This is a genomic window from Lacticaseibacillus parahuelsenbergensis, assembly GCF_030770265.1.
Taxonomy (GTDB): domain Bacteria; phylum Bacillota; class Bacilli; order Lactobacillales; family Lactobacillaceae; genus Lacticaseibacillus; species Lacticaseibacillus casei.
The window spans coordinates 1704500-1727254 of sequence record NZ_CP132482.1; the positions used below are offsets into that span (position 1 = coordinate 1704500).

The following is a 22755-nucleotide window of genomic DNA, read 5'->3' on the forward strand; positions in this document are numbered from 1 at the left end:
CGGTATTGACGGCGCTGACCGTGCACTTTCGGCATCCCTGCTTACTAACGACTTCGCCTTCTGTGCTGCTAACGCCTTGCGCAGTTTCTTGGCTTCATGCTTGCGTCTTAACGCCTCGATTCGGGCAGCTTTGCGGCTATTAGGCCCATGCGGTTTCGTTTCCTGCCCGGCATTGGCGGATGGCGTCTTTGGCATTGATGAAACTTCCACTGACGGTGCAGATTTAACGTCTTCTTCAGTCGTCGCTTGCACCTCTGCATCAGACGCCGGCTGCGGCTCAACTGGTTCGGCAATAGCTGCTGCAACGGCATGCGGCTTCTGCTGTTCACTTGCCTCATGAACAGCCGCGGCTTGGTCGCTTGCAACTGGTTCGGAAGCAGTTGTTGAAGTTGCCGCTGACGCCCCTTCTTCTTCGCTAACAGATTCCGATGGTGTCACCGCAATCGCTAATGAATCAGCTTCAATCTGCTTACTTGGCTTGGTGCCATGACCCACAAAAAGATAAACGCTTTGCTCATCCGGCCTTAAAGCAGTCGCGATCTTCTGATAGTCAATCCGCTCTTTTGGCAGGGTTCGAACCGTACTATTCGGTGTTGTGAGACTCGCAATTCGATCGCGATCATGACTTGGCAACGGATGGCTCATGGCCCGCAAATCTGCCTGTGCTTCTGCAACTTTTCGCGGATTCACCGGTTTTTTCGGCGCGTGCGCCAGCTGCGGTGGCAAGTGATATGGCTCATCTTGCGGCTGCTTCCATTTCGAATTCGTTAATTCGGATTCAGGTGTTGGCAAGTTATTTTGATGTAAAAATGCCGGCCCATCATAATGTGCCATGATTGAATCCCCTTTTTGTCGTGTTTTAACAGTGTCTCCATTTTAGCATACGCACCGGTTCCCCGAATCCTTGATCTATAAAAATAATCTTTTCCTCATACCGCGCTCACAAAAAATCGACTCAAGCATCATTGCACTTGAGTCGATTTACAATCTACCTTGAATATTCTATTAGGCTTGTGCAGCCACCACTTTAGCGGCTTCTTTAGCATCAAACGGAGTACCGGCAGCCAGTTCATCTGGCATCACGAGAATACCGCGTCGTTGTGGTGCCCCTGGAATAGCTAACTCTCGGGCGCTGCTGATCATGCCGTAAGAGGCAACGCCACGCAAAGAGCCGGGCCAGATAATCTTACCATCTGGCATCATGGCACCAGGCAATGCCACCACAACCGTCTGCCCTAAAGCAGCGTTGGGGGCACCGCAAACAATCTGCACCTGCTTCTCACCAATATCAACCTGCGCCACATGTAGATGGTCAGCATCAGGATGGTCCTTGAAATCGACAATTTTGCCAATCACAAACTTGGGCTTGTCATCTGCTTCAAGCTGGCCCGGTAATCCTGCTTCTTGAATAGCGACATTTAGTTTTGCCACTTGTTCTTTGGTCAACTTAACCTGACCTTTGCCTGTTAAAGAACCCAGCCATTGACTGACTTTGAAAAAGTTATAGCCGATCACCTGATTTTGGTCATTTAAGATCGCCACAACGTCCCCATTTTGCTGGGTTGTCTGTGTCGCTGTATCCGGCCCTGTGATAGCAATTAACGTATCGCCGAATGCTGATTGATTATAACTGGTAATGAGCATGTGTACCTCCAAAATTAATGCAAGCCGTTGATAAAGTCCTCGACTTGTTGTTTCGTTTTACGATCTTTATTGACAAACCGGCCGACTTCCTTGCCGTCATTAAAGGCAATAAAGCTAGGAATACCGAAGACACCCATGTCCTGGGCAACTTCTAAATTCTTATCGCGATCAACCGCGACAAATTCATAGTCCGGAAAATCTTTTTCGATTTCCGGCATTGCCGGTTTGATAAAGCGGCAATCCGAGCACCAATCTGCAGAGAAGAACAGCATTTTCTTACCTGGTTTTTTAACCTCATCCAAAATTGCTGTATTCGATCCAAGTTCTTTCATAGCCAACATCCTTTCACTTACTATTTAAAAGTAACTATAACAGGAAAATCGCATTGGTGCAATGCCACTTCATATTAGTTACATTATACTTAAGTTAGACGTTTAGCCACAAGCTGATAACTGAAAAAAGTCGTCGCATCTTTTGCGTTAAGGAGGGCTATCATGCGAGTTTCGAAATTAAGATCGTCTTTTGCTGTCTGGCTAGCAACCGGCATCATCACAGCGGGAACATCGGTGCTGATTCATCACCGACTTTATTACCGAACCATCCCTAATCGGCTCCTAGCCAACATTAAAGCCGGTTTCGCAAACCGCGAAACCATTGAGAACAGTTGGATTGCCATGTATCCGACAACGATTGAAACGCCTAATCAGCACCATATCCGAGTTTATACAGGCGGCCTGACGATACGTCAACACCATACACGCCAACAATTTGAATTTGCGGTACAACCTGATGGCTATTTATGGCGACTCCACCAACTTCACTTGGTTGAAAACTAAAAATGCGCGACTAACTCGTAAATCCGGCCGCCGTCAGCACTGAACTTCTCCTCATACTCGGTTGGCACATTATCTGTAACGCGCTTGTCGTGATGAAGATCAAGCGACACGAGGTCAAAGGTCATGCCAAAGTTATTCATGCTCACCAACGAATATTCAAAAAGCCCTTGATTATCGGTCTTAAACTGCAGCAACGCGTTTGGTTTCATAATTGCTTGATATTGCCGCAAAAAGTCACGATAAGTCAGCCGCCTTTTTTCGTGTCTGGTTTTTGGCCATGGATCGGAAAAGTTCAAAAACAAACCGCTAATTTCACCATCAGCAAAATAATCAGTTAAATCGGCGCCATCGCCTAAAACGAGCTGAAGATTAGGCAGTTTTAACGCCACCTGCTTCTTTAGAATCATGGCAATGGCCGCCTCCTGCAATTCCAAAGCGATGAAATTATATTCCGGATGGGCTTGAGCCATGGCAACAATAAACTGCCCTTTGCCAGAGCCGACTTCAAGATATAGTGGCTGCTTCTGAGCAAATCGTGTCTGCCACTGACCGGGCATTTTTTCTGGCCGTACGAGGATCATCTCTGGATGAGCCTCAATCAATGGTTTAGCCCATGTTTTGTTACGTAATCGCATTGGTATCGTTTCCTTATCTTTGAGTATTGTTTAATGCGGTGATTTTTTGAGTCAACTTGCATATTTGTTTAGGGCTGGTGGCTGCCGTAACGCGTTCGCCAGCCCAGAAACCTGCGTGTAAGGACCTTGGTCGCAATGGCCAAAGCCCGGCCATCACGCCCAAGGCCACTTACACTCCGGTTTCTAACCGGGCTGGCTCACGCTCAGTTCTCCATAACGCGTTCGCCGGCGCAGAAGCCTGCACATAAGGACCTTGAACCTGAATGGCCAAAGCCCGGCCATTCAGATTCAAGGCCACTTATGCTCCGGCTTCTAACCGCGCCGGCTCACACTCAACAAATCAAAAGACCCGCGACAAAGCCATTTTGCCACAGGCCTTTTGATTTGATACTTGTTGCACCACTTCAATGTGTGGATTGCAGTACTTCGAACTGGCGCAGGGCTTTTGCCACTTCATCCGATCGCTGATGTAACGCAGCGGTCTTCATATCGCTTAATAAGTGCAGGTCACTGTACCAATAAAGCCGATGTTGCAAATGATCATCCACGTTTGCCCCATAAGCTGCTAGGAACGCCGGCCACGTGTCGTGGTTACCATAATGCGCCATGACATCGGCAAGATCATAAGCCGGATCGCCCACCGCCACTTGCTCCCAATCAACTAAATACAGGCGGCCGTTTGCTCGCAGCCAATTTTTGTGATTCAGGTCGCCGTGGCAGACACTTTGCACGGTCACCCGCGGCACCCAGCGTTGGATCTCCGCCAGTGCCTGCTCCACTCGCGGTTGGGCCGCGAGATTTTCGGGAAAGTTTTGCAACAACGATTGGCGTAACTGATCAGGATCCAACACCTGACCGCCAACTTGGCGAAGCATTCGCTTTAATAAACTTGAGTGGTGCACCTTTGCTAACATGCTGGCGACGACCGGCTGCATCATTTGCTCGCGGGTCAACGTTTCGCCGTCTAACCATTCTTGTGCGGTTAACACATCGCCGGTACTGACCCGGCGCGTCCATAGCAACCGCGGGGTGATGTGTTCAACTGAAAGTGCCGCAAGAAATGGTGACGCGTTACGTTTAAGGAAATATTTTTGATTCGCATAAACCCCAAGAAACGCACTTCCGGTGGAACCGCCTGCAGGCTGCAGGGACCACCCGGCATCTAATTCAAACTCCATAGGCACTACTCCTTATATCTGGCCGCAGGAATGGTTCTAGTCATCAAAAAGACACTCCCAGGCGCTCGTGCGTCCACGTTTCATATTACTAAGTTGCGATTTACCCGTCAAGACTAACTGCCAATTGCAGCTGACCTGACGAAATACGCAGGCTTTTCATTTTCCACCGAACGTTTTTGATTTGACTTAGAGCTGTCAGCCAAACAGGATTAAATCATGACGTGATGCTGTTTTAACCGCATGCGCGCATACCAGCGGGTAAATGCCCACACGAAAAGTCCCCCGCCGATGAAGATTGACCCGGCTGCCAACCATTGCAGCCGAACAAGTGTCACAAGCGTAAATGTCAGTACTTCAATCAACAGCAAAACCGTTAACAGCTGCTCAAACGCAGCCGGCTTCTGCTCAGGCGCCACGGGATACAAATGCACAAAGACAATATCATCATACTGATAATAAAACGGTAACAGTTGGAACCCGACCATGTAAAGAAACAAGATGGCAAAGCCCAGCACCAGCCACCACGGTGACAAAACGGCCACGATCACGGCACCGATGACGAGTAAACGCACATACAAACCAAGGTATTCGCCGCCGCGCAAAAAGCCACGCAAATACAGGAATAGCCATGTCGTTGCCTGCTGGGGCTTGACCAGTTTCAACAAGCCATCCAGATATCGGCGTCGATGGACACTGTTGGCTAAGCCAGGCACATCGGTAAAGAGATTGTAAAACCGATACAGCCGCCCCATTCGTGCCTCTTCCAAGCTAATTAAAGCGGAAAAATTCAATTGCCCTTGGTCAAGCACCGATTTTAACTGCCATCTAAAAACAAGATCCAAGATTAACGCCACCAAAAGCGTCATGGCAGGATGAAGGTAAAATCCGCCAAACAAGGCGATGAACGCAATGTTAAGCAGTATAAGCCGCTGGTGATGCCAGCGGATCGGCAGGTGGTACCGCTGTAAAAACTGCAACCACAAATCAAGATCTTTAAACAACCACAAGGACACGAGCAATGCCATCGTTCCGCTTGCCGGATCCTGACCAAGCTGCGCAAATAACGGCCACATCGCTAAACTCGTAAACGTCAACAAGACGCCAGGTAGGATCATGCTATAATGGCGTGCCTTCAACAAATAAGCTTTAAAGGCTTCGGCTTTTGGCAACAAGAAAATTTGATCCGGTGCTTCCGCAAGCGTGGCCAGCTGACCAAGGCTCAGAAAGCCGGTGAAAATCAGAGCCAGTCCTAAAGCAAGCCATCCAGAAGGTTGCAAGGTTTTAACAATTTGACTATATGCATAAAGCGCACCGCCAAACAAAATCAGCAAAATCAAAACGAAATGATCGTTAAACACCAACCGCAAATATTTTTGCTGTTCTTGTACGTGTTGACGGAGGCGGGTTCGCCACAACTTGATCATGCTTTTTCCTCCGTCATCTTCATGTAAATATCATCCAGGCTGCCGTCCTGCAAACCGAATTGTTGCTTCAGGGAGGCCATGTCGCCGGTCGCCCGCACTTTTCCGGATTTGATCAACACAAACTCGTCAGCATACTGCTGGGCGGTTGCCAGGATATGCGTTGACATGAGCACCGATGCCCCTTGCTGCTTTTTAGCCGTGACGATGTCCAAAAGATCATGAATGGCCAGCGGATCAAGACCGGTAAACGGTTCGTCGATGATGAATAGTTGGGCATGCGTCATAAACGCCGCCACTATCATCACCTTTTGCTGCATACCTTTTGAAAATTTAGCCGGGAACCAGTCCAGTTTGTTGTCAAGGCGGAACCGTTCCAGCATCGTATCGGCTTCGCGCCAAGCTGCGTCTTTATCAAGATCGTAAGCCATGATCGTCATGTCAAGATGCTCGCGAAGCGTCAACTCCGGATAAAGCACCGGGGTTTCCGGTACATAAGATAGACTGGCACGAAAACCGGTTGGATCGGTATTTAATGTTTTACCGTTTAAGTCAATTGTGCCGGCTTGGGGCGTCAGTAAACCAATAATATGTTTAATAGTCGTCGATTTACCTGCCCCGTTAAGACCGATTAACCCGACAATTTTGCCTGAAGGTACCGAGAAGCTGACATCTTTGAGAATCGTTAAATTGCCGTAACCGCCAGTGAGTCCATCAATTGTTAAAGTCATCTTACCAGTCCCTATCTGTATAATTTCAGTTAGGGATATGATAGCATGAAATCAAGGTTTCTATTAACAAAAGCGTAAGCAGAAATGAGGCAAGGACATGATTGATTGCATTTTTTGTAAAATTGTTCGCAATGAGATTCCCAACGTTCCGGTTTATGAAGACGATGTCGTGAAGGCGTTTTTGGATATCACGCAGGTTACGCCGGGCCATACGTTAATCGTACCTAAGAAACACGTTCCCGATATTTTTGCCTATGATACCGACCTGGCCGCCGCAGTTTTTGAACGGGTGCCTAAAATTGCCCGGGCGATTAAGGCAAGCAATCCGGCGATCAAAGGCATGAACATTTTGAACAATAACGGCAAAGTTGCTTATCAAAGCGTCTTTCATTCACATATCCACTTGATCCCGCGCTACAGCGATCAAGACGACTTCGGTATGCATTTCGGCGATCACAGCGCTCAGTACGATAATGCCAAGCTTGAGGCCGTTGCCGCCAAAATTCGCAACCAGCTGGAGGCACAAGCATGAAATTTCGTCACGGCTTTTTATTAGGCGCGGTTGCCGGTACGATTTATGGAATATTGACGGCCAAAAAAACCGGCCCGCAACGGCAACAGGAGATCGCGGCTTATTTTAACGGCGTTGCCAATGGCGTCACCCAAGTTCGCCAAAGCGTCAACCACCTAAGTGAGACGCTAACGAACCTGTCAGCCGAAGTTGATCAAACGCTCAAGCCAGCTATGAAAGATATTACGAATAGCGTTGAAACGTTCGAATTCGAAACAGCGCCGCGCACCGTAGCAATTCAGGAACATGTCGACAATATCAACGAGGCGGTCAACGAACTCGGCACCCAACCACCGACGTCCATAGAAAAACCTTAACCAAAACATTGAAAATGGCCTAAGCAATTGTCGCCAAGCCGTGACGGATTATTGAAAGTTATGTGAAGATCGGCGTGTGGCGATAAGTTATGGTATAGTAGACGGCAGTGTTAAACAGAAACTTTTTAGATTAGGATGTGTGATTGCATGAAAAAATGGATTCTCGGCGTTGTTGGCTTGTTTGTAGCAGTGACCTTAGCAGGCTGTTCAAGCGGCACTGTTGCAAATATGAAGGGTGCCAAGATCACCAAAGATGAGTATTATAACGCCATGAAGAAGACCACCACCGGTCAAGCGACTTTACGTAACATGATCGTTTTAAAGGCGTTAGAACAACAATACCCGAACAAGGTATCAGACAAAAAGGTCAACAGCCAGTTCAACAAGCTGAAGAAGCAATATGGTTCTTCATTTGATTCAACGCTTGAACAAAACGGCTACACCGAATCAAGCTTCAAAGATCAAATCCGGACAACGTTGTATTCCGAAGTTGCTTTAAAGGACATGAAGAAGCCAACGACCAAACAAATTGAAGCTCAGTGGAAGAAGTACCAACCAAAGATTCAGGTACAACATATCTTGGTTAAGACCGAAGATGAAGCTAAGCAAATCATTTCCGATTATCAAAAGGATCCAACCGAAAAGAACTTCGAAGCTTTGGCCAAGAAGAACTCTATCGATACAGGTACCAAGAATAAAGGTGGTAAGTTAACTGCCTTCGATAACACGGATACCAGCTTGGATTCAACCTTCAAGACGGCTGCCTTCAAGCTCAAAAAGCCTGGCGATATCACGACAACACCGGTTAAGACCCAATATGGGTACCATGTCATTCGTGCCATTTCCATCGGCAAGAAAGGTACCATGAAGGAACACAAGAAGGATCTGGAAAATCAGATTTACACTTCATGGCAGAGTGATCAGACCGTGATGAACGGTGTTATTACCAAAGTCTTGAAGAAGGCTAACGTTTCAATTAAGGATAACGACCTTAAAGACGTTCTTTCAAGCTACCTGAGCAGCGGCTCAAGCAGTTCAAGCACTTCCAACTAAAACCTAGCCCAAACAGGATAACAAAAGGCTCGCGGACGTGGCGCGAGCCTTTTTGCGTACCTTCAGTTTTTAGTCATGCTTGCTTAATGACATCAATGTGGATCCGGAAATGTCTGACCATTTGTCGGCCGATAAAAGCGGCGATTATCCATGCCAAAAAGTCGTTCGGTAAACGTCCCCGGATCAACATGCTGGTAAGCGGTGGTCATCATATTGATAGAGGCATCCATCTCATCCAGCTCATGCAGCACTTGCGCCTCTAATAACTGCGGGCGAACCGGTGAGCCATATTCAAGCAATCCGTGATGGGCCAAAACCACATGCCGCAACAGCAACATATCTTCCCCATTGATGTCGATTTTAAGCTGATGGGCAGCCAGCACAATTTGCTCGTCAATCAAGACAATGTGCCCGATTAAATTCCCGGGTACTGTGTAATCGGTCGAAATCGATCCGCTTAATTCGATGGTTTTGCCTAAGTCATGCAAAATGGCCCCGGCGTATAGCAGACTTTTATTTAGACTCGAATACTGAGCGGTGACACTTTTGGCCAACCGCAAGATACTCAGCGTGTGAAACGCCAGCCCGCCAGCAAACGCATGGTGATTCGACTTGGCAGCCGGATAACTGAAGAACGCCTTTTTGTGATCGTTAATCAACTTACGGACGATGCGATTCCAGTTGGCGTTGGTGATCTCAAAAATAAAGCTATTCAGCTCTTCTTCCATGGCATTAGGCGCTTCCGGTGCCCGCTCGACAAAATTCTTGGGATCGTTGCCCTCCTCCTGTGTTGCAAGGCGCATTGAATAAATCTTGATTTGCGGATTACCTTGGTATAGTTCACGTTTTCCGGATAGCCGAACCACCTCACCCGCTTTAAACTGGGCAATATCATTAGCGGTGGCATCCCAGAACTTCCCGGAAATATGGCCGGAGTTATCCTGGAAAATCATCGCAATAAATTTTTTGCCATTCTTGGCTACGCGAACTTCAGCCGATTTAATCAGCACGGGAAGCCGTACATCTTCTTCATTATGGTAATCAAAAAGCCGTTTTGCCACGGTTGTCACCTTTTCCTTTACTATACAAGCTAACTAAATCATACCGATGTCAGTCCTAAAGTACAAGGAAGGTCTCAATTGTTCGTCACTTGTTGCCAAAATAAAAAAGCCCCAGAGATGACGCTCTCCGGAACTTTTTCTAGTGCAGGTTCCTAAACGGATTCAGCACCTACACTGACCCAGTTAACTGATTAAGGTTTGCTTTGATAAACATCAATAATTGGCTGGGAAATGATCTTATTCAGTTCGTCCATCATCTGTGACAGGCCTTGTTCCTTGGCCATCAGGTTTTGGATTGGTTGGATGTCGCGCATCTTGTCGCCAAGTGCCTGCAGCGATTTCACTTCTTCATCCGTAAAATCCTCTCCCTGCATTGACTTTTGCTGCATCTCGTATTGCTTTTGCTGAAACTGTTGGAACAAGCCATAAGCAACGGTGTCCAACTTCAACAGATCAAAAGCCTTCTTGAGATCCTGAAATTCCTGAGTGGTCTTGATATCTTCCGCCATCTGATTAGCGGTGTCGTAAACGTTTGCCATACTTTACCTCACTTTTTTGAGCCTATTTGAACCAGCCCTTGATATTATCATACCATTTTCCCACAGTTTGCTTGGCACTGTCTATGCCTTTATCGATACCATCTTGAATTCCTTGCCAAATATCGTCATTTTTTTCTGGTGTCTGAATACTTGCCATTTGTGCCGCATCCTTGGTATCAAAGGCAGTTTGCGGGGTATTGGGCATTAATTTGGACATTTCAAGCTTGAACAACGGTGCTACGCCAGAAGTGCTTGTGCCCTGCAGGAAATGCTGACTGTCGGTTGTCGGATAACCGATCCAGGTCGCATTGACGATATCCGGTGTATATCCGACAACCCACTGGTCTTTTGTACCATAGCCCCAACTGCTTGGCACTTCGGTACTGCCGGTTTTCCCGGCAATGGTGTAGCCAGATGGTTTGGCCGTCGAGCCGGTGCCTTCGTTGAACGTGCCAATCATCATGCTGGTCATTTCCTGGGCCACTTTTTTGGAGATGATCTGCCGGCTTGGCGGATTCGAATTATCGACCACCGTCTGGCCCGTCGCATCGACAATTTTACGGATAAAATGGGTCGTCGGCAGCTTACCGCCGTTGGCAAACGCCGCATACGCCCGCGCCAACATGAGCGGGGACACCCCGTTTTTCAACCCCCCCAGTGCCGCTGCTAGGTTCTGGTCGCTTGATTTGAGTTGGATGCCGAAACGATCAAGACTGGAAACGCCTTTTTGAACGCCGATCTTGTTTAACAACCATACCGCCGGCGCATTAATCGAATCCGCCAGCGCCTTATACATCGGCACAGTGCCCAGATAAGTTCCCGTAGCATTGGTCGGTGTATATTGATTTTTGCCATAACTAAGCTTTTCGTCTTTCAAAATCGAATCGTAATGGTAGCCATTTTCCAGTGCCGGCGTGTATACCATCAGCGGCTTAATTGTCGAACCGGGTGAATTGCGCAGCTGGGTGGCATAGTTAAACCCTAAGAAAGTATGCTCACCGCGATTGCCCACGACTGCGCGCACACCACCGGTTTTGGGATCCAAGATGATGGAGGCACCTTGAACCTGTTTACCATCCGCAGCATCGGCCGGGAATGCCCAGTTCTGCTCAAAACTGGTTTGCAGATTCTGCTGATACGTTTGATCTAGGTTCGTGTAAATCTTATAACCTTTGTTCAGAATGACATCGACACTAATACCTTCACTCCGCGCTTCTTCAATAACCGAATCGAAATAAGACGGATATTTTTGCGCATTAGCCGTTGAAAAGGCATCGACAACCTGCACCGACTGGGCTTTGGCCGCATTGGCCTGTGCCTGGGTGAGCTTGTTGTTATCGACCATGAGTTGTAAAACGACATTGCGTCGGGAAATGGCGTTGCCTTTATGGTCAGCAGGATTGTAGTAACTGGGATTACGCAGCATCCCTGCCAAAATGGCCCCTTCACTGGCATCCAATTGACTGGCATTTTTGCCAAAATACCGTTTCGCCGCATCCTGCACGCCCCAAACACCATTGCCAAAATACGCATTGTTGAGATACATGGCAAGGATATCCTGCTTGGAGTAAACTTTATTCAGCTGAATGGCCATGAACAATTCCTGCGCCTTACGCATGATCGTCTGTTTCTGCGTCAATAACGTATTTTTGGCGAGCTGCTGGGTAATCGTACTACCACCACCCATAATCTGACCGTGGTGGATCACGTAATTGAATGCAGAACGCAAGATCCCTTTAATCGAGAACCCGCCATTGGTATAAAAAGTTCGATCTTCTGTTGAGATCACCGCATTTTGGACCTGCTTACTAATGTCGTTTAACTCAACATAGGTCCCTTTTTGACCATACAACGTCCCTGCTTCTTCATTGTTATCATCATAAATGACCGTTTTGGTTTGCAAGGTACTTTTAATATTTTGAACATCAGCGGTTTTGGCTTTATAAGTAAACCAGGCAGAGAACACCAAAATGACCGTTAGACCGACTAAAATCAGCCAACGAATCACCTGAAACCGGCGGAAGAACCACCGAATGCCCTGCCAGACACGTGATAAAAATTCCATGCCTGCCCTCCTATTGTGAATCTTATTTATTGTAGCATAGCCAGGCGCTACCTAAATCCCGGCTTCAGGTTTTTAAGCAAACTTTATGGACAAAGGAAACGAGGAAAACTTTTGTTATTTCAAATTGTCTCCATTGCTAAAACGCATGCCAGCCTGCGTGATCAGCTTCAATCCTGGTTGATTCCCCGCAAACGGCAACATCAGATGCGCGTTGCCCGTTCGATCCAGGTAAATGGGCATTATCGCCATTTTAACGAACCAGTAGTCACCGGTGACCGTGTCGCCATGACTTACGACGAACCGATTCGCCTGGCCTATGTGTCGGAAACGCCTCACCTCAATATCCGCTTTGAAGACGACAATTTACTCATTGTCGACAAACCTGCAGGCATGAAAACCCATCCGAATCAGCCGGGCGAAACCGGCACCTTGATGAATCAGGCCGCGGCCTACTTGGCCCCTCAACCGGCGCTAATCACGCACCGGCTCGATATGGCGACTAGCGGACTTTTAGTCATTGCCAAAAATCCGCTTGCACAAGCCATTATTAATCGGCAGCTGGCGACCAAAACCATGCACCGCGACTATCTTGCCGTAGTTCAGCGCGGCATCCCCAAAGAAGGCCGTATTGACGCACCGATCGGCCATGATCCGCAAGACAAACGCAAGCGGATGATTCGTCCTGATGGTGCCCCGGCTGTCACCCATTACCAACGGATTGCGGAAACAGCGACAACTGCCACCGTTCTGCTTCGCCTGGAAACCGGCCGCACCCACCAGATCCGCGTCCATCTCGCCAGCATCGGCTATCCAATCATCGGTGATCCATTATACGCATTGCCAAGTGATGAACCGCGAATGCGCCTGCACGCCTATCGCGTTCGCCTTACAAAGCCGCTTAGTGACGAACAACTCGCCGTCACTAGTCCGGTGCCGTTCTAGCTTTGGATAACATGGAAAGACGCCATAATGGTTAGCAATATCCAACCACTATGGCGTCTTTTGTAAACTCAGCACACATGACCTGAGCAACACCGCCATCACCGATCAAAAGCATGCCGATATGCTTCTTCAAACCACTTCGCCTGCTCTTCATCGGGACTAATGACCACGATGGTATCATGGCCCGCAATGGTGCCGACGACCTGTTCGAAATCGATATCGTCAATGATCGCAGCTAGCAAGTTACCGTTACTCGGCAGTGTTTTGATGACATTCATAAATTGAACCCGGGTGATTGACAAGCCGACTTCACGGATCGAACGGCCTAGACGCTCGAGTTGTGATTCCGCCGAGCCACGAAAAATCGTATACCGCAGCGTTCCCGTGGCGTCTTGTGCTTTGACGATTTTCATTTCGCGAATATCGCGGGAAATCGTTGCCTGTGTGGCATCAATGCCGGCCGCTTTTAATGCTGCCAGAAGCTCTTCTTGGGTGGCAATTGGCTTTTGGTTAATAATCCGCGCCAACGCTGCCTGTCGTTCATTTTTGTTCATCCCAATACCTCCACCATGACGCTGTCGCTAGTCGCGATGATATGACGGACTACATCTCTTCCGGTGCGGCCACACCGAGCAAATGCAAGGCATTCTCCAAAACCTGCGTGGTCGCCTTCACCATCGCCAGCCGTGACGGCAATTCACTGTCTTCGACCAAAACTTTGACGTTGGCATAATACTGATTGAACGCTTTGGCCAAACGCAAGGCATACTTGGCAATCACGGAAGGTTCATACTCCTTGGCAGCACGCGCAACAATGGCTGGGAAGTCGCCTAATGCCCGCAAAACATCCCATGCAGCCGGATCGCTCAAGGCAACTTCCGGCGCAGGCGCGATGTCTGCTTTCCGCAAAATGCTGTGCGCCCGGGCATTGGTATATTGGACATAAGGACCGGTTTCGCCTTCAAACCGAACCACTTCTTCCAAATTGAAATCAAAGTTGTCCAAACGTTCATTTTTCAGGTCGTGGAAAATAACCGCCCCGACACCCACTTCATGGGCCACCTTTTGCGCATTCGGCAAATCCGGGTGCTTTTCGGCAATTTGCTGCTTGGCTAGATCAACCGCATCGTTTAAAACCTTTTCCAGTAAAATAATGTTGCCGCGGCGGGTTGACAATTTCTTGCCATTTGCCGTAATCAGACCAAACGGAATATGGTGAATATCATTGGCCCATTCATACCCCATCTCCAGCAAGACTGCTTTCAGCTGCTGAAAATGCTCACGCTGTTCGTTGCCAACCACATACAGGCTTTGGACAAAGTGATAATGATTCTTACGGAAAATTGCCGCAGCCAAGTCACGCGTCATGTAAAGCGTGGCCCCATCGGACTTCTTGATCAACGCCGGATTAAGGTTGTACTTGCTTAAATCAACAATTTCGGCACCTTGACTGGTTTTAAGCAGGTGTTTGTCTTCAAGCGTTTTGACAACACTGTCCATTTTGTCGTTGTAAAAGGCTTCCCCGTTGTAGGAATCAAAATCCACGCCGAGAATCTTGTAAATGCGGTTGAATTCAGCCAGTGACACGGTCCGGAACCAGCGCCATAGCGTGAGTGCTTCGTCATCGCCATCTTCAAGGCGTTTGAACCATGCCCGTGCTTCTCCTTCCAATTCGGGGTCCTTTTCGGCTTCCTCATGAAACTGCACATAATAGTGAAGCAGGTTTTTGATCGGATCGGCTTTGACCGCATCTTCGGAGCCCCATTTTTTATAGGCCACGATTAACTTACCGAATTGGGTGCCCCAGTCGCCAAGGTGATTGATTTTAATTGGACTGTATCCGACTTTTGCCAAAATATTGGCCAGCGCATTGCCGATAACCGTCGAACGCAGATGGCCCATTGACATTGGCTTGGCAATATTAGGGCTGCTCATATCGATCGGGACATTACCTTTGCCCAACTCGGCATCGCCGTAATGCTCGCCTTCCTGCGCAATGGCTTTCAGGACTTCGTGGGCAAAACTAATCTTGTCCAAATAAAAGTTCACGTAACCGCCAACCGCTTTAACCTGTTCAAATGGCGCCGCATCGATTTTTTCCACCAAATCACTGGCAATCATTTTGGGTGCGCGATGCAGGATTTTGGCTAATGAGAAAGTTGGAAAAGCATAATCACCTAAGTCAGACGATTTAGGCGTTTCAACTAACGTGGCAATCTTCGCTTCATCCAGTTGACCCGCCAAGGCTGGTTTAAGGGCATTGACAACAAGTTCTTTAAAATCCATAAGTTCCTCCTAAAATGATGATGCCACGAAAAAAGACCCATCTCTCCCTTATCGACGAGACGAGCCTTTGCCCGCGGTACCACTCTACTTGACATATGTCCACTCAAAACACTGATCCTCAAAAGCGCGCCGCCTGGTCTGACGTGATCGTTTGCACTAGCCGATCTCACTGTCAAAACGCCGATTGACCTGACATCCTCTTTCTCTTCGGACCTATACAGCGGTCGACGAGAATCGAACTCGCGACACCAGCTTGGGAAGCTGGAGTTTTACCACTAAACTACGACCGCAAACCAACGCATATAAGTGTATCACGGCGATGCGCATTTGCAAAGCCGCAATCGGTCTTTTTTTCTATGATTTCAATGAGAAAACATCTTAAAAATGAGTACGCGTAATTTTGTTGTTAATCTTTCTCACCGTGCTATAATAATAGGAAAGAAGAGGAGTGGTTGAGATGGCAAAAACGGGACGTCACTATTATTTCGTGGCGCGCAACGAGAAAACCAAAACTGGTTATCGCATCAGTTTTCCTAATATCCCTAATGCTGAGGCAGTCGGGACAACGTATGAAGAAACCGTTTATTATTCATATCGGGTCTTGGCTGATTTCTTAAGCCATCTGCCAAAAAAAGAAGCCGAGATCCGCGCCTATACACTGTCAGATATTCCGGATACTGTTTCAAGCAACGTTTTCTACTCGTTAGTGAGTGTCACGCCAGACTTTGATCCCCACAAGATGGAGACACACTTTACCTTACCGCAAACGCCGCCAGACGATATTCGGCAAAAAGCCGCCAAACTTGCAGGCTTGGTAACGCCAAATGACAATGTTGCTTTGTAGGGCACTGACAAGATGCGAACTTTTCAAATGATCTTGTTGGCAGTCTTTGTTGTTGGTATTCTCTCGGCTTTTGTCGGTTTATTGAGTTGGCTGGTGTTAATGCTTAGGCATCGGCCGCCTGATCGCGCTCGTCGTTTGACGCTGATGAGTGGTGCGGTTGCTTTAATTGCTTTGATTTTGAATGCCTTCACTTGATGATTAACGCTCCGTACGCCATCTTTTCCGCGATGCCGGGGCGTTTTTGTTTGGCTGGCGAGCCGGTGACTGGTTTCTGGCGCTTTTCTATGCTTAAATAGGAACAGCAAATATTGAAGGAGTGGGCTTATGACTGATCTGCATACAAGTATTGATAAGTTTCAATTTGACAACGTGTTTATGAATGCCAGTGGCGTACGTTGCTACACCAAAGACGAACTGGATGAACTGGCACAAAGCGATGCCGGAACTTTGGTTACCAAGAGCGCGACACGGGCAAAGCGGCTTGGCAATCCCAGCCCGCGGTATGCCCGCTTAGAACTAGGCTCGATTAATTCCATGGGGTTGCCTAATGAAGGTCTCGAGTATTACTTGGACTATGCACTGAACTTTCAAAAAGCCCATCCTGACAAGCCGATTTTTCTGTCAGTTGCCGGTCTTTCCATGGAAGAAAATCTGGCGATGGCCCACACCATTGAAGATTCAAATTTTAACGGTTTGGTTGAGTTCAATTTAAGCTGCCCGAATGTTCCCGGCAAGCCTCAGACCGGTTATGATTTTGACCGGACGCAAGAAGTTTTGACTAATCTCTTTAGCTTCTTTACCAAACCGGCTGGCGTTAAGCTGCCGCCTTATTTTGACCTTGCACAATTCGACCAGATGGCAGCGATTCTCAATCAATTTCCGCTTAAATTCGTCAATTCGATTAACAGTCTTGGCAACGGCCTGATGATTGATCCAGAAACCGACACGGCGTTGATCAAGCCTAAGGGTGGCTTTGGCGGCATCGGCGGTGCTTACGCCAAACCAATCGCACTTGCTAACGTCCGGGCCTTTTCGCAGCGCCTCGATCCTAAGATTCAACTGATCGGAACCGGTGGCGTGACCAACGGCCGGGATGCTTACGATTTAATTCTGGCCGGCGCAAGTCTTGTGCAGGTGGGTACTCTCTTGCAAGAAGAAGGCCCCGCTGCGTTCACGCGGTTAACTCGGGAGTTACGCGCCGTGATGCAAACTAAGGGCTACAGTGCCATTAGCGACTTCAAGGGGCAATTGAAAGTCTTATCATGAACGAAAAAATCAGAGTCTGGGCGTATTTCAAGCACAATAGTCAAGACTTTGCCCGACACTGGGGTGCCTATTTTCTGCTTATTAGCGTGACCAATTTAGTCGTCGGTCTCGCCATCATCCCACTACTAACTTTCGGTGCCCAACAAGTCTTACGCTTAGGAAAGGTACCCTATATTACTTTGACTAACCTGGGACAGATTGCCGCGGCCAAACCGGTCACAGCACTGTTACTGGTGCTAATCGGACTGATATTGCTGTTGTTTGTTTACTGGCAGTTTGCATTTTTGTTGTTAGGCATTCAAAACATTCATCGGCAAACACACTTAAGCTTTAGGCAACTGGCCGGCGCCACTATTAGGAAAACCAGGCGCCTGACACCCACGACCATTTTGAGTTTAATTGCTTACTTCGTGTTAATCTTCCCCTTTTCAAGCATCGTTTTTAAAACCAGTTTATTGGCAAAACTGACCATTCCTGATTTCATCATCGATTACATCTTTGATCGGTGGTATTTAGCCGTTTTGATCGTGGTGCTTTATTTATTGGGCACTTGGCTGGCTATTCGCCTCTTGCCTTTACTGCCCGCACTAATCCTCAATGATCAATCGCCGCGGGCAACGGTGGTTCGCAGCTGGCGGGCAACCCGCGGTCAAACCTGGCGAACTTTATGGGCAGTTATCCTGATTGTGATTCCCGTGTTGGTGCTTTCGATCCTGCTAGTCGCTGGTCTGTACGCGTTTCAAACCTATCTTGACCAGCAATGGCAGCAATGGTCGCTACTTGGTGCCACGATCAACCTTGGCTTGTTACAGGCTGCGATGTTGTTGATCACGGTCTTCTTCACCGTCATGCTTTACCAACTGGCGACTTCGCAAGCGGAAACGTTTCATCTGATCGACAGTCAAGACCGAATTGCACAAGCACCAAAGCCGCGGCGCAATTGGGTTTTTAGAGTGAGCGCATTTGCCTTAATCATGATGATTATCGGCGGAACGAGTCTGTTTTATCATGCCTACCTGATCGGCGCGTTAACCACCCAGCCGTTAACGATCTCTCACCGCGGTGTCGATAACGGCAACGGTGTTCAAAACACCATTCCAGCGCTTTTGGCAACTGCCAAAGAAAAACCAGATTATGTCGAAATGGATCTTCACGAAACCAAGGATCATCAGTTTGTCGTCATGCACGACGAGAATCTGAAGGCTCTAACTGGTAAAGACGCGACGCCACATCAACTAACACTGGCGGAAATCACGCAACTGACCGCGCGCGAAAATGGCCACGCAGCCAAAGTCGCAAGCTTTGACCAATATTTGGCCGCAGCTGAACAGGTTCATCAAAAACTGCTAGTGGAGATCAAAACAACGCCACAGGACAGTCCGCAGATGATGGATCGATTCATCAACCGCTATGCCAAACGCTTATTAGCCAATCATGATCAAGTCCATTCGCTTGATTACGGTGTGGTTAAGACGCTGCGCAAACGGGTTCCGAAGCTTAAGACGTTCTTTATTTTACCGTACACGTTGGTTTTCCCAGAAACGCCAGCTAGCGGCTATACGTTAGAATCAACCACACTTTCTATCACGGTTGCTGATCAAGCCCACGACCATCATCAAGCTGTCTATGCTTGGACCATTAACGATCCTGATGACATGCAGAAAATGACGTTCATGGACGCTGATGGCATCATCACTGATCAGTTGCGTCTGTTAAAGACGACGTTGCGCGAGATGAATGATCACCCTAGTTATGCTGATCAGCTCTTGAATTATTTGAATGGTTTTTCAACCGAAGACAATGCACCATTTTAATGCCTCGAGTGACATCTTTTGAGCACAGACAACGCAAAAGCCGGCATCTTTTCCAGTTTGGAAAAGGTGCCGGCTTTCTTTAGACGATCAATATCGCTCAGTTACTGAACCTATTTTATTTAAAGTAATAACGTGCCGTTTCTAACGCACTGGTCTCCATCAAACGCTTACCATATTCGGACAGAACCGCGGATGATAGTGGCGAACGATCACCAAATTCCAGTGCAACCGCCATTTCGTCATGGGCTTCGTTAGAGGAAATCTCATTAGGATAGAACGTTAATACGAGGTAATAATTTTGCTTATACCGGTAAAGGTCGCTCTTTCCGCCTTCCAAACGCAGCGTCTGCGCAAGGCTGATAAAGTCTTCAAAGTCCTTTAATTTCAAAACGAGTTCGGTTTGCGGAGCCTTTTTAGCGTCAATATAACCGCCTTCGTCGACTGCCTGCTGATCGTGTTGATCATTGGCGTCTAAGCCCTGCAGCTGCTGACGAATATAATCCGGTACTTGGGTGTCCGTACTGTCATCATCAGAACCGGTGTCGCTATCATCATTCTTTTGACCATTCTTACTGATCAACAATTCGAGCCCGGATTGACTTGGCATGACCTGAAACGTCACGGCCTCGTTTGTGGCAAACGTATGGTCTTTGTCAACTTCATCGAGGATGCTGTAAAAGAAGCTCTCAATCTGCTTGTGATTGCCAAGCAGATCCAATACCGTAATCCCCCGTTGCGCTAGATCATCGTTACCTAACATGACCCGGATCGTATTTGCATTAATCCGTTCCATTTCCATGATTGCTGCACCTCACTTTAGTCACGGAACCCTGAGTTCTGTGGTTCATCACATGACCACTTACTACATTATAGCAGATTTACTACGTCAAGGCATTCTACCGCACGTAAGCGCTATGATCAAGTCTAGTGCACAGAGCGTGAATTGGCGCGGTTAGAAGTCGGAGTGTAAGTGGCCTCAGCGTGATGGCCCGGTTTTAGGCCATTGCGGCTGAGGTCCTTACACGCAGACTTCTGCGCCAATGAACGCGTTTCAGAGCGTGAGCAGGCCCGGTTAGAAACCGGAGCATAAGTGGCCTCCGAACCTAAATGGCTGGGCTTTGGCCATTTAGGTTCGAGGTCCTTATGTGGAGGTTTCTGGGCCTGCGAGCGCGTTTCGGAGCCGGATTGCCCCACACCCCTCAATCTGGCCACAGTGCAGTGACCAAGGCCCGTATTGCAAGGCTTCTGGCCAGTCAACGCATTTCAGAACCAAATCCTCCCCCCAAAAAAATTTATTCGTCAAAACGAAAAAATGCCCCAACACTTATACGCGTGTCGAGACAATTTGTTATTTGTTTTATGATTAATGACCGATTGGCTGCTAGCTTGTGTAAGTACAACAGTCACGCGGGTAAAAGACCACGACTTTTCAAATTAAAATCCTGCCAATAATTGCGCCTGTTGAAGTTCCAAGGTACGCACAGACCGCGGCAAAAAGCGCCGGATCTCGTCTTCGTTATAACCAACCTGAAGACGCTTGTCGTCCATCATGATCGGCCGCCGCAGTAAACCCGGATATTTTGCTACCAGTTTAATCAGCGTGCCAGTCGATAATTCATCGATGTTAATCCCTAGCTCCTGGAAGATCTTCGAACGTGTTGAAATAATTTCTTCGGTACCCTCTTCGGTCATCATCAATAACCGCTTGATTTCATCAACGTTCAATGGATCAGAAAAAATATTACGTTCTTTAAAGGGAATCTTATTTTCCTTTAACCAGGCGCGCGCCTTCCGACAAGATGTGCAACTTGGGGACGTGTATAAAATAACCATGAGCGCTCGCTCCTTTTTCTTTGACGAGGAATCCTTCTCAACTACAGGTATAGTATACGAGATTGCCTCGAAGCGGCGCAATCATATTCAGAAAAATAATTTTTTAAAAATTGAAAATCCAATTTTGAAATCTCTGTAGATCTCTGCACAATCAACGTTTTTATAAGTTTTCTTGTGAAAAATAGCTCAAGTTATAATAACTAATTTTTTAACATTTAGTTCTCATTTTAAGTGAACATTTATGATCACTATCAGACATTAATTGTCAAGTCATCTGTCGCTAACAAAATTGGTATGCCCACTGCTTGTTTTGCAGCCTGTTGTTTTAAGGTATCAAGGTCGAGTTGTTGCGGCAAATGTGTCAACAAGAGTTGCTTGACGTCGGCATCCTTTGCTAAGCGGCCGGCCTCAGGTGCGGTTAAATGCCATCGTGGTGTCGGTTGATCCGCCAGAAAATTGGTATCTGCCATCAAGAGATCGGCGTTTTTTGCAAACGGTACCAATCCAGGAAAGTAACGCGTATCACTTGTGTTGACCAGCACTTTATTGGTCCCTGTTTCAACAATCCGCACGGCAAAGGCTGGCACTGGATGCTGCGTCTCAAGAAACGTGATCGTGAACGGTCCTAAATGCAAGGTACTGTCAGCGGAGTAGCCCATGCCTTGTGTAAATTGGCCAAAGGTTAGACTGCCAAAGTTTAGCGGATCCATCGTGTGACCGTAAATTGGCAGTGGCGAGACTTTTTTGTCACCCTTATGCAACTGATAATAATATTGCAACACCCCGACATCCGCCGTGTGATCGTGGTGATAATGCGTCAGCAATACGGCGTCTAGTTGCAATGGATCAAAAACCTTCTCCAAGGCAAGCAGACCGCCACTGCCTAAATCCATTAATAAATGGTAATCGCCGCTTTCAACTAAGTAGGTGCTGGTCGCGTGGCCGGCATCCGGATAACCGCCAAGATAACCTAAAACTGTCAATTTCATTTAGTTTTTCCTCCCTTTCAACCTGAAAAGCCACTAAGAAGTTTATAATAAGTGTGGAGGTGGTCGGTATGTCCACAATACAAACAGTCTTCGGTAGCAAGTCGTTCCTTGTCAAATTGCTCGATGAGCGCCATGATCCCCAACTAAAATTGTTAAAACCGGCACAAAGCGGCCTGGATTACATGATTTACGATCCGAGTGGCCGGGCGACATTCAGTGCGCCATTGCGTTACGACATCATTACGAGCTTAGGCCCAACCGAACAAAACGGCTATGTGCAGTTCATGTATTTTAATTTGGACACGGACGATGTCAAAGTGTTCTTATCAAAAATCAAACAATTGATCGATAACCACGACATCTTGCTTGGGGAAAATCACATCCTGTTGGCGCAAGAAGTCAAACACCCTGATAATTTTCTGATGGTTTCTGTCTGGCAATCCAGCAATGACTACTACGAGTTCAAGAATACCCCAGCACTCTCATCAGTCAAGGAGTTCATTCGCCGCGCCGCTTCGGCTAATGGCTTTCATGAAGCGGGGTATACCGTCATTGACCCCCATCAAAAAGATTAAGCCGAGCCGGTCATGTAGCCGGAAAATTTTTAACATGTCAGTCCTGTGAGCCGGCAAGTATTCGTCTAACCTCAAAGCACCAGAATTTGCCAGAACCGATCGCCAATAACTAACCACCGTTATCGCTGATCTTCGCTGGTCATTCTGGTGCTTTT

24 protein-coding genes, 1 tRNA gene and 1 pseudogene are annotated in these 22755 nt (G+C 47.6%); 10 read left to right on the forward strand and 16 right to left on the reverse strand.

What is annotated here, in order from left to right; genetic code table 11:
- Nucleotides 1-48 precede the first annotated feature (48 nt).
- From LACPH_RS14295 to LACPH_RS08010, 3 genes and pseudogenes are all read right to left on the reverse strand, one after another.
- Nucleotides 49-834 (reverse strand): annotated as a pseudogene (locus tag LACPH_RS14295) (DNA translocase FtsK); the annotation flags it as partial.
- Between the two features lie 171 nt (nt 835-1005).
- Entirely contained in the window at nt 1006-1644 is a 639-nt protein-coding gene (gene ytpR / locus LACPH_RS08005; protein WP_306386581.1) for a YtpR family tRNA-binding protein, read from the reverse strand.
- Between the two features lie 14 nt (nt 1645-1658).
- Entirely contained in the window at nt 1659-1976 is a 318-nt protein-coding gene (locus LACPH_RS08010; protein ID WP_010487858.1) for a thioredoxin family protein, read from the reverse strand.
- Nucleotides 1977-2138: 162 nt separating this feature from the next.
- Here LACPH_RS08010 and LACPH_RS08015 point away from each other — a divergent pair, with 162 nt between their 5' ends.
- Entirely contained in the window at nt 2139-2480 is a 342-nt protein-coding gene (locus LACPH_RS08015; RefSeq protein ID WP_306386582.1) for a hypothetical protein, read from the forward strand.
- Here LACPH_RS08015 and trmB read toward each other — a convergent pair.
- The 4 genes from trmB to LACPH_RS08035 all read right to left on the reverse strand — a co-directional run bounded on the left by trmB (nt 2477) and on the right by LACPH_RS08035 (nt 6445).
- Nucleotides 2477-3115: a tRNA (guanosine(46)-N7)-methyltransferase TrmB gene (trmB, locus tag LACPH_RS08020; RefSeq protein ID WP_306386583.1), complete on the reverse strand. Its 639-nt coding sequence runs from the start codon at nt 3113-3115 to the stop codon at nt 2477-2479. The genes LACPH_RS08015 and trmB overlap by 4 nt on opposite strands.
- 404 nt (nt 3116-3519) lie before the next feature.
- Nucleotides 3520-4293, reverse strand: coding sequence for a phosphotransferase family protein (locus LACPH_RS08025; protein WP_306386584.1), 774 nt, complete (start codon nt 4291-4293; stop codon nt 3520-3522).
- A 209-nt stretch (nt 4294-4502) separates the two neighbouring features.
- Nucleotides 4503-5717, reverse strand: coding sequence for an ABC transporter permease (locus LACPH_RS08030; protein ID WP_306386585.1), 1215 nt, complete (start codon nt 5715-5717; stop codon nt 4503-4505).
- The gene (locus tag LACPH_RS08035; protein WP_306386586.1) at nt 5714-6445 is read right to left on the reverse strand and encodes an ABC transporter ATP-binding protein; all 732 of its coding nucleotides are present in this window, start codon (nt 6443-6445) and stop codon (nt 5714-5716) included. Before LACPH_RS08035 ends, LACPH_RS08030 begins: the two co-directional genes overlap by 4 nt.
- 97 nt (nt 6446-6542) lie before the next feature.
- Here LACPH_RS08035 and LACPH_RS08040 point away from each other — a divergent pair, with 97 nt between their 5' ends.
- From LACPH_RS08040 to LACPH_RS08050, 3 genes are all read left to right on the forward strand, one after another.
- Nucleotides 6543-6977: an HIT family protein gene (locus tag LACPH_RS08040; RefSeq protein WP_010487852.1), complete on the forward strand. Its 435-nt coding sequence runs from the start codon at nt 6543-6545 to the stop codon at nt 6975-6977.
- Nucleotides 6974-7333 carry a YtxH domain-containing protein gene (locus LACPH_RS08045; RefSeq protein ID WP_306386587.1) on the forward strand — a complete coding sequence of 120 codons (360 nt, stop codon included), beginning with the start codon at nt 6974-6976 and terminating at the stop codon, nt 7331-7333. Before LACPH_RS08040 ends, LACPH_RS08045 begins: the two co-directional genes overlap by 4 nt.
- Before the next feature lie 147 nt (nt 7334-7480).
- The gene (locus LACPH_RS08050) at nt 7481-8386 is read left to right on the forward strand and encodes a peptidylprolyl isomerase PrsA (protein WP_010487850.1); all 906 of its coding nucleotides are present in this window, start codon (nt 7481-7483) and stop codon (nt 8384-8386) included.
- Nucleotides 8387-8478: 92 nt separating this feature from the next.
- Here LACPH_RS08050 and LACPH_RS08055 read toward each other — a convergent pair whose 3' ends face one another.
- From LACPH_RS08055 to LACPH_RS08065, 3 genes are all read right to left on the reverse strand, one after another.
- Entirely contained in the window at nt 8479-9447 is a 969-nt protein-coding gene (locus LACPH_RS08055; RefSeq protein ID WP_087912309.1) for a 3'-5' exoribonuclease YhaM family protein, read from the reverse strand.
- A gap of 191 nt (nt 9448-9638) precedes the next feature.
- A complete protein-coding gene (locus tag LACPH_RS08060; RefSeq protein WP_306386588.1) occupies nt 9639-9986 on the reverse strand; it encodes a YlbF family regulator in 348 nt (115 codons plus the stop codon).
- A 22-nt stretch (nt 9987-10008) separates the two neighbouring features.
- Nucleotides 10009-12051 (reverse strand): PBP1A family penicillin-binding protein, encoded by a 2043-nt coding sequence (locus LACPH_RS08065; RefSeq protein ID WP_306386589.1) that lies wholly within the window; start codon nt 12049-12051, stop codon nt 10009-10011.
- A gap of 111 nt (nt 12052-12162) precedes the next feature.
- Here LACPH_RS08065 and LACPH_RS08070 point away from each other — a divergent pair, with 111 nt between their 5' ends.
- Complete coding sequence (locus LACPH_RS08070; protein WP_306386590.1) at nt 12163-12993, forward strand: RluA family pseudouridine synthase; 831 nt, start codon at nt 12163-12165, stop codon at nt 12991-12993.
- 98 nt (nt 12994-13091) lie between these two features.
- Here LACPH_RS08070 and argR read toward each other — a convergent pair whose 3' ends face one another.
- The 3 genes from argR to LACPH_RS08085 form a co-directional block, all read right to left on the reverse strand.
- Nucleotides 13092-13547 carry an arginine repressor gene (gene argR, locus LACPH_RS08075; protein WP_306386591.1) on the reverse strand — a complete coding sequence of 152 codons (456 nt, stop codon included), beginning with the start codon at nt 13545-13547 and terminating at the stop codon, nt 13092-13094.
- 49 nt (nt 13548-13596) lie between these two features.
- Nucleotides 13597-15279, reverse strand: coding sequence for an arginine--tRNA ligase (gene argS, locus LACPH_RS08080; protein ID WP_306386592.1), 1683 nt, complete (start codon nt 15277-15279; stop codon nt 13597-13599).
- A 219-nt stretch (nt 15280-15498) separates the two neighbouring features.
- A tRNA-Gly gene (locus LACPH_RS08085) sits at nt 15499-15569 on the reverse strand.
- A gap of 167 nt (nt 15570-15736) precedes the next feature.
- On the opposite strand from LACPH_RS08085, the gene LACPH_RS08090 reads away from it, so the two are divergent.
- The 4 genes from LACPH_RS08090 (at nt 15737) to LACPH_RS08105 (ending at nt 19203) form a co-directional block, all read left to right on the forward strand.
- A complete protein-coding gene (locus LACPH_RS08090; RefSeq protein ID WP_047107557.1) occupies nt 15737-16123 on the forward strand; it encodes a hypothetical protein in 387 nt (128 codons plus the stop codon).
- Between the two features lie 12 nt (nt 16124-16135).
- Nucleotides 16136-16318, forward strand: a complete 183-nt coding sequence (locus tag LACPH_RS08095) for a hypothetical protein (RefSeq protein WP_306386593.1) — start codon at nt 16136-16138, stop codon at nt 16316-16318.
- Nucleotides 16319-16447: 129 nt separating this feature from the next.
- On the forward strand, nt 16448-17389 hold the full coding sequence (locus LACPH_RS08100) for a dihydroorotate oxidase (RefSeq protein WP_306386594.1): 942 nt from the start codon (nt 16448-16450) through the stop codon (nt 17387-17389).
- Nucleotides 17386-19203 carry a glycerophosphoryl diester phosphodiesterase membrane domain-containing protein gene (locus tag LACPH_RS08105; protein WP_370531173.1) on the forward strand — a complete coding sequence of 606 codons (1818 nt, stop codon included), beginning with the start codon at nt 17386-17388 and terminating at the stop codon, nt 19201-19203. The genes LACPH_RS08100 and LACPH_RS08105 overlap by 4 nt, the downstream gene beginning before the upstream one ends.
- A gap of 115 nt (nt 19204-19318) precedes the next feature.
- On the opposite strand, the gene LACPH_RS08110 is transcribed toward LACPH_RS08105, so the two are convergent.
- From LACPH_RS08110 to LACPH_RS08120, 3 genes are all read right to left on the reverse strand, one after another.
- The gene (locus LACPH_RS08110) at nt 19319-20002 is read right to left on the reverse strand and encodes an adaptor protein MecA (RefSeq protein WP_010487827.1); all 684 of its coding nucleotides are present in this window, start codon (nt 20000-20002) and stop codon (nt 19319-19321) included.
- A gap of 635 nt (nt 20003-20637) precedes the next feature.
- A complete protein-coding gene (spxA, locus tag LACPH_RS08115; RefSeq protein WP_010487825.1) occupies nt 20638-21036 on the reverse strand; it encodes a transcriptional regulator SpxA in 399 nt (132 codons plus the stop codon).
- 251 nt (nt 21037-21287) lie between these two features.
- Complete coding sequence (locus tag LACPH_RS08120) at nt 21288-22025, reverse strand: MBL fold metallo-hydrolase (protein WP_306386595.1); 738 nt, start codon at nt 22023-22025, stop codon at nt 21288-21290.
- A gap of 68 nt (nt 22026-22093) precedes the next feature.
- On the opposite strand from LACPH_RS08120, the gene LACPH_RS08125 reads away from it, so the two are divergent.
- Nucleotides 22094-22600, forward strand: a complete 507-nt coding sequence (locus LACPH_RS08125; protein WP_025012703.1) for a hypothetical protein — start codon at nt 22094-22096, stop codon at nt 22598-22600.
- Nucleotides 22601-22755: the final 155 nt, after the last annotated feature.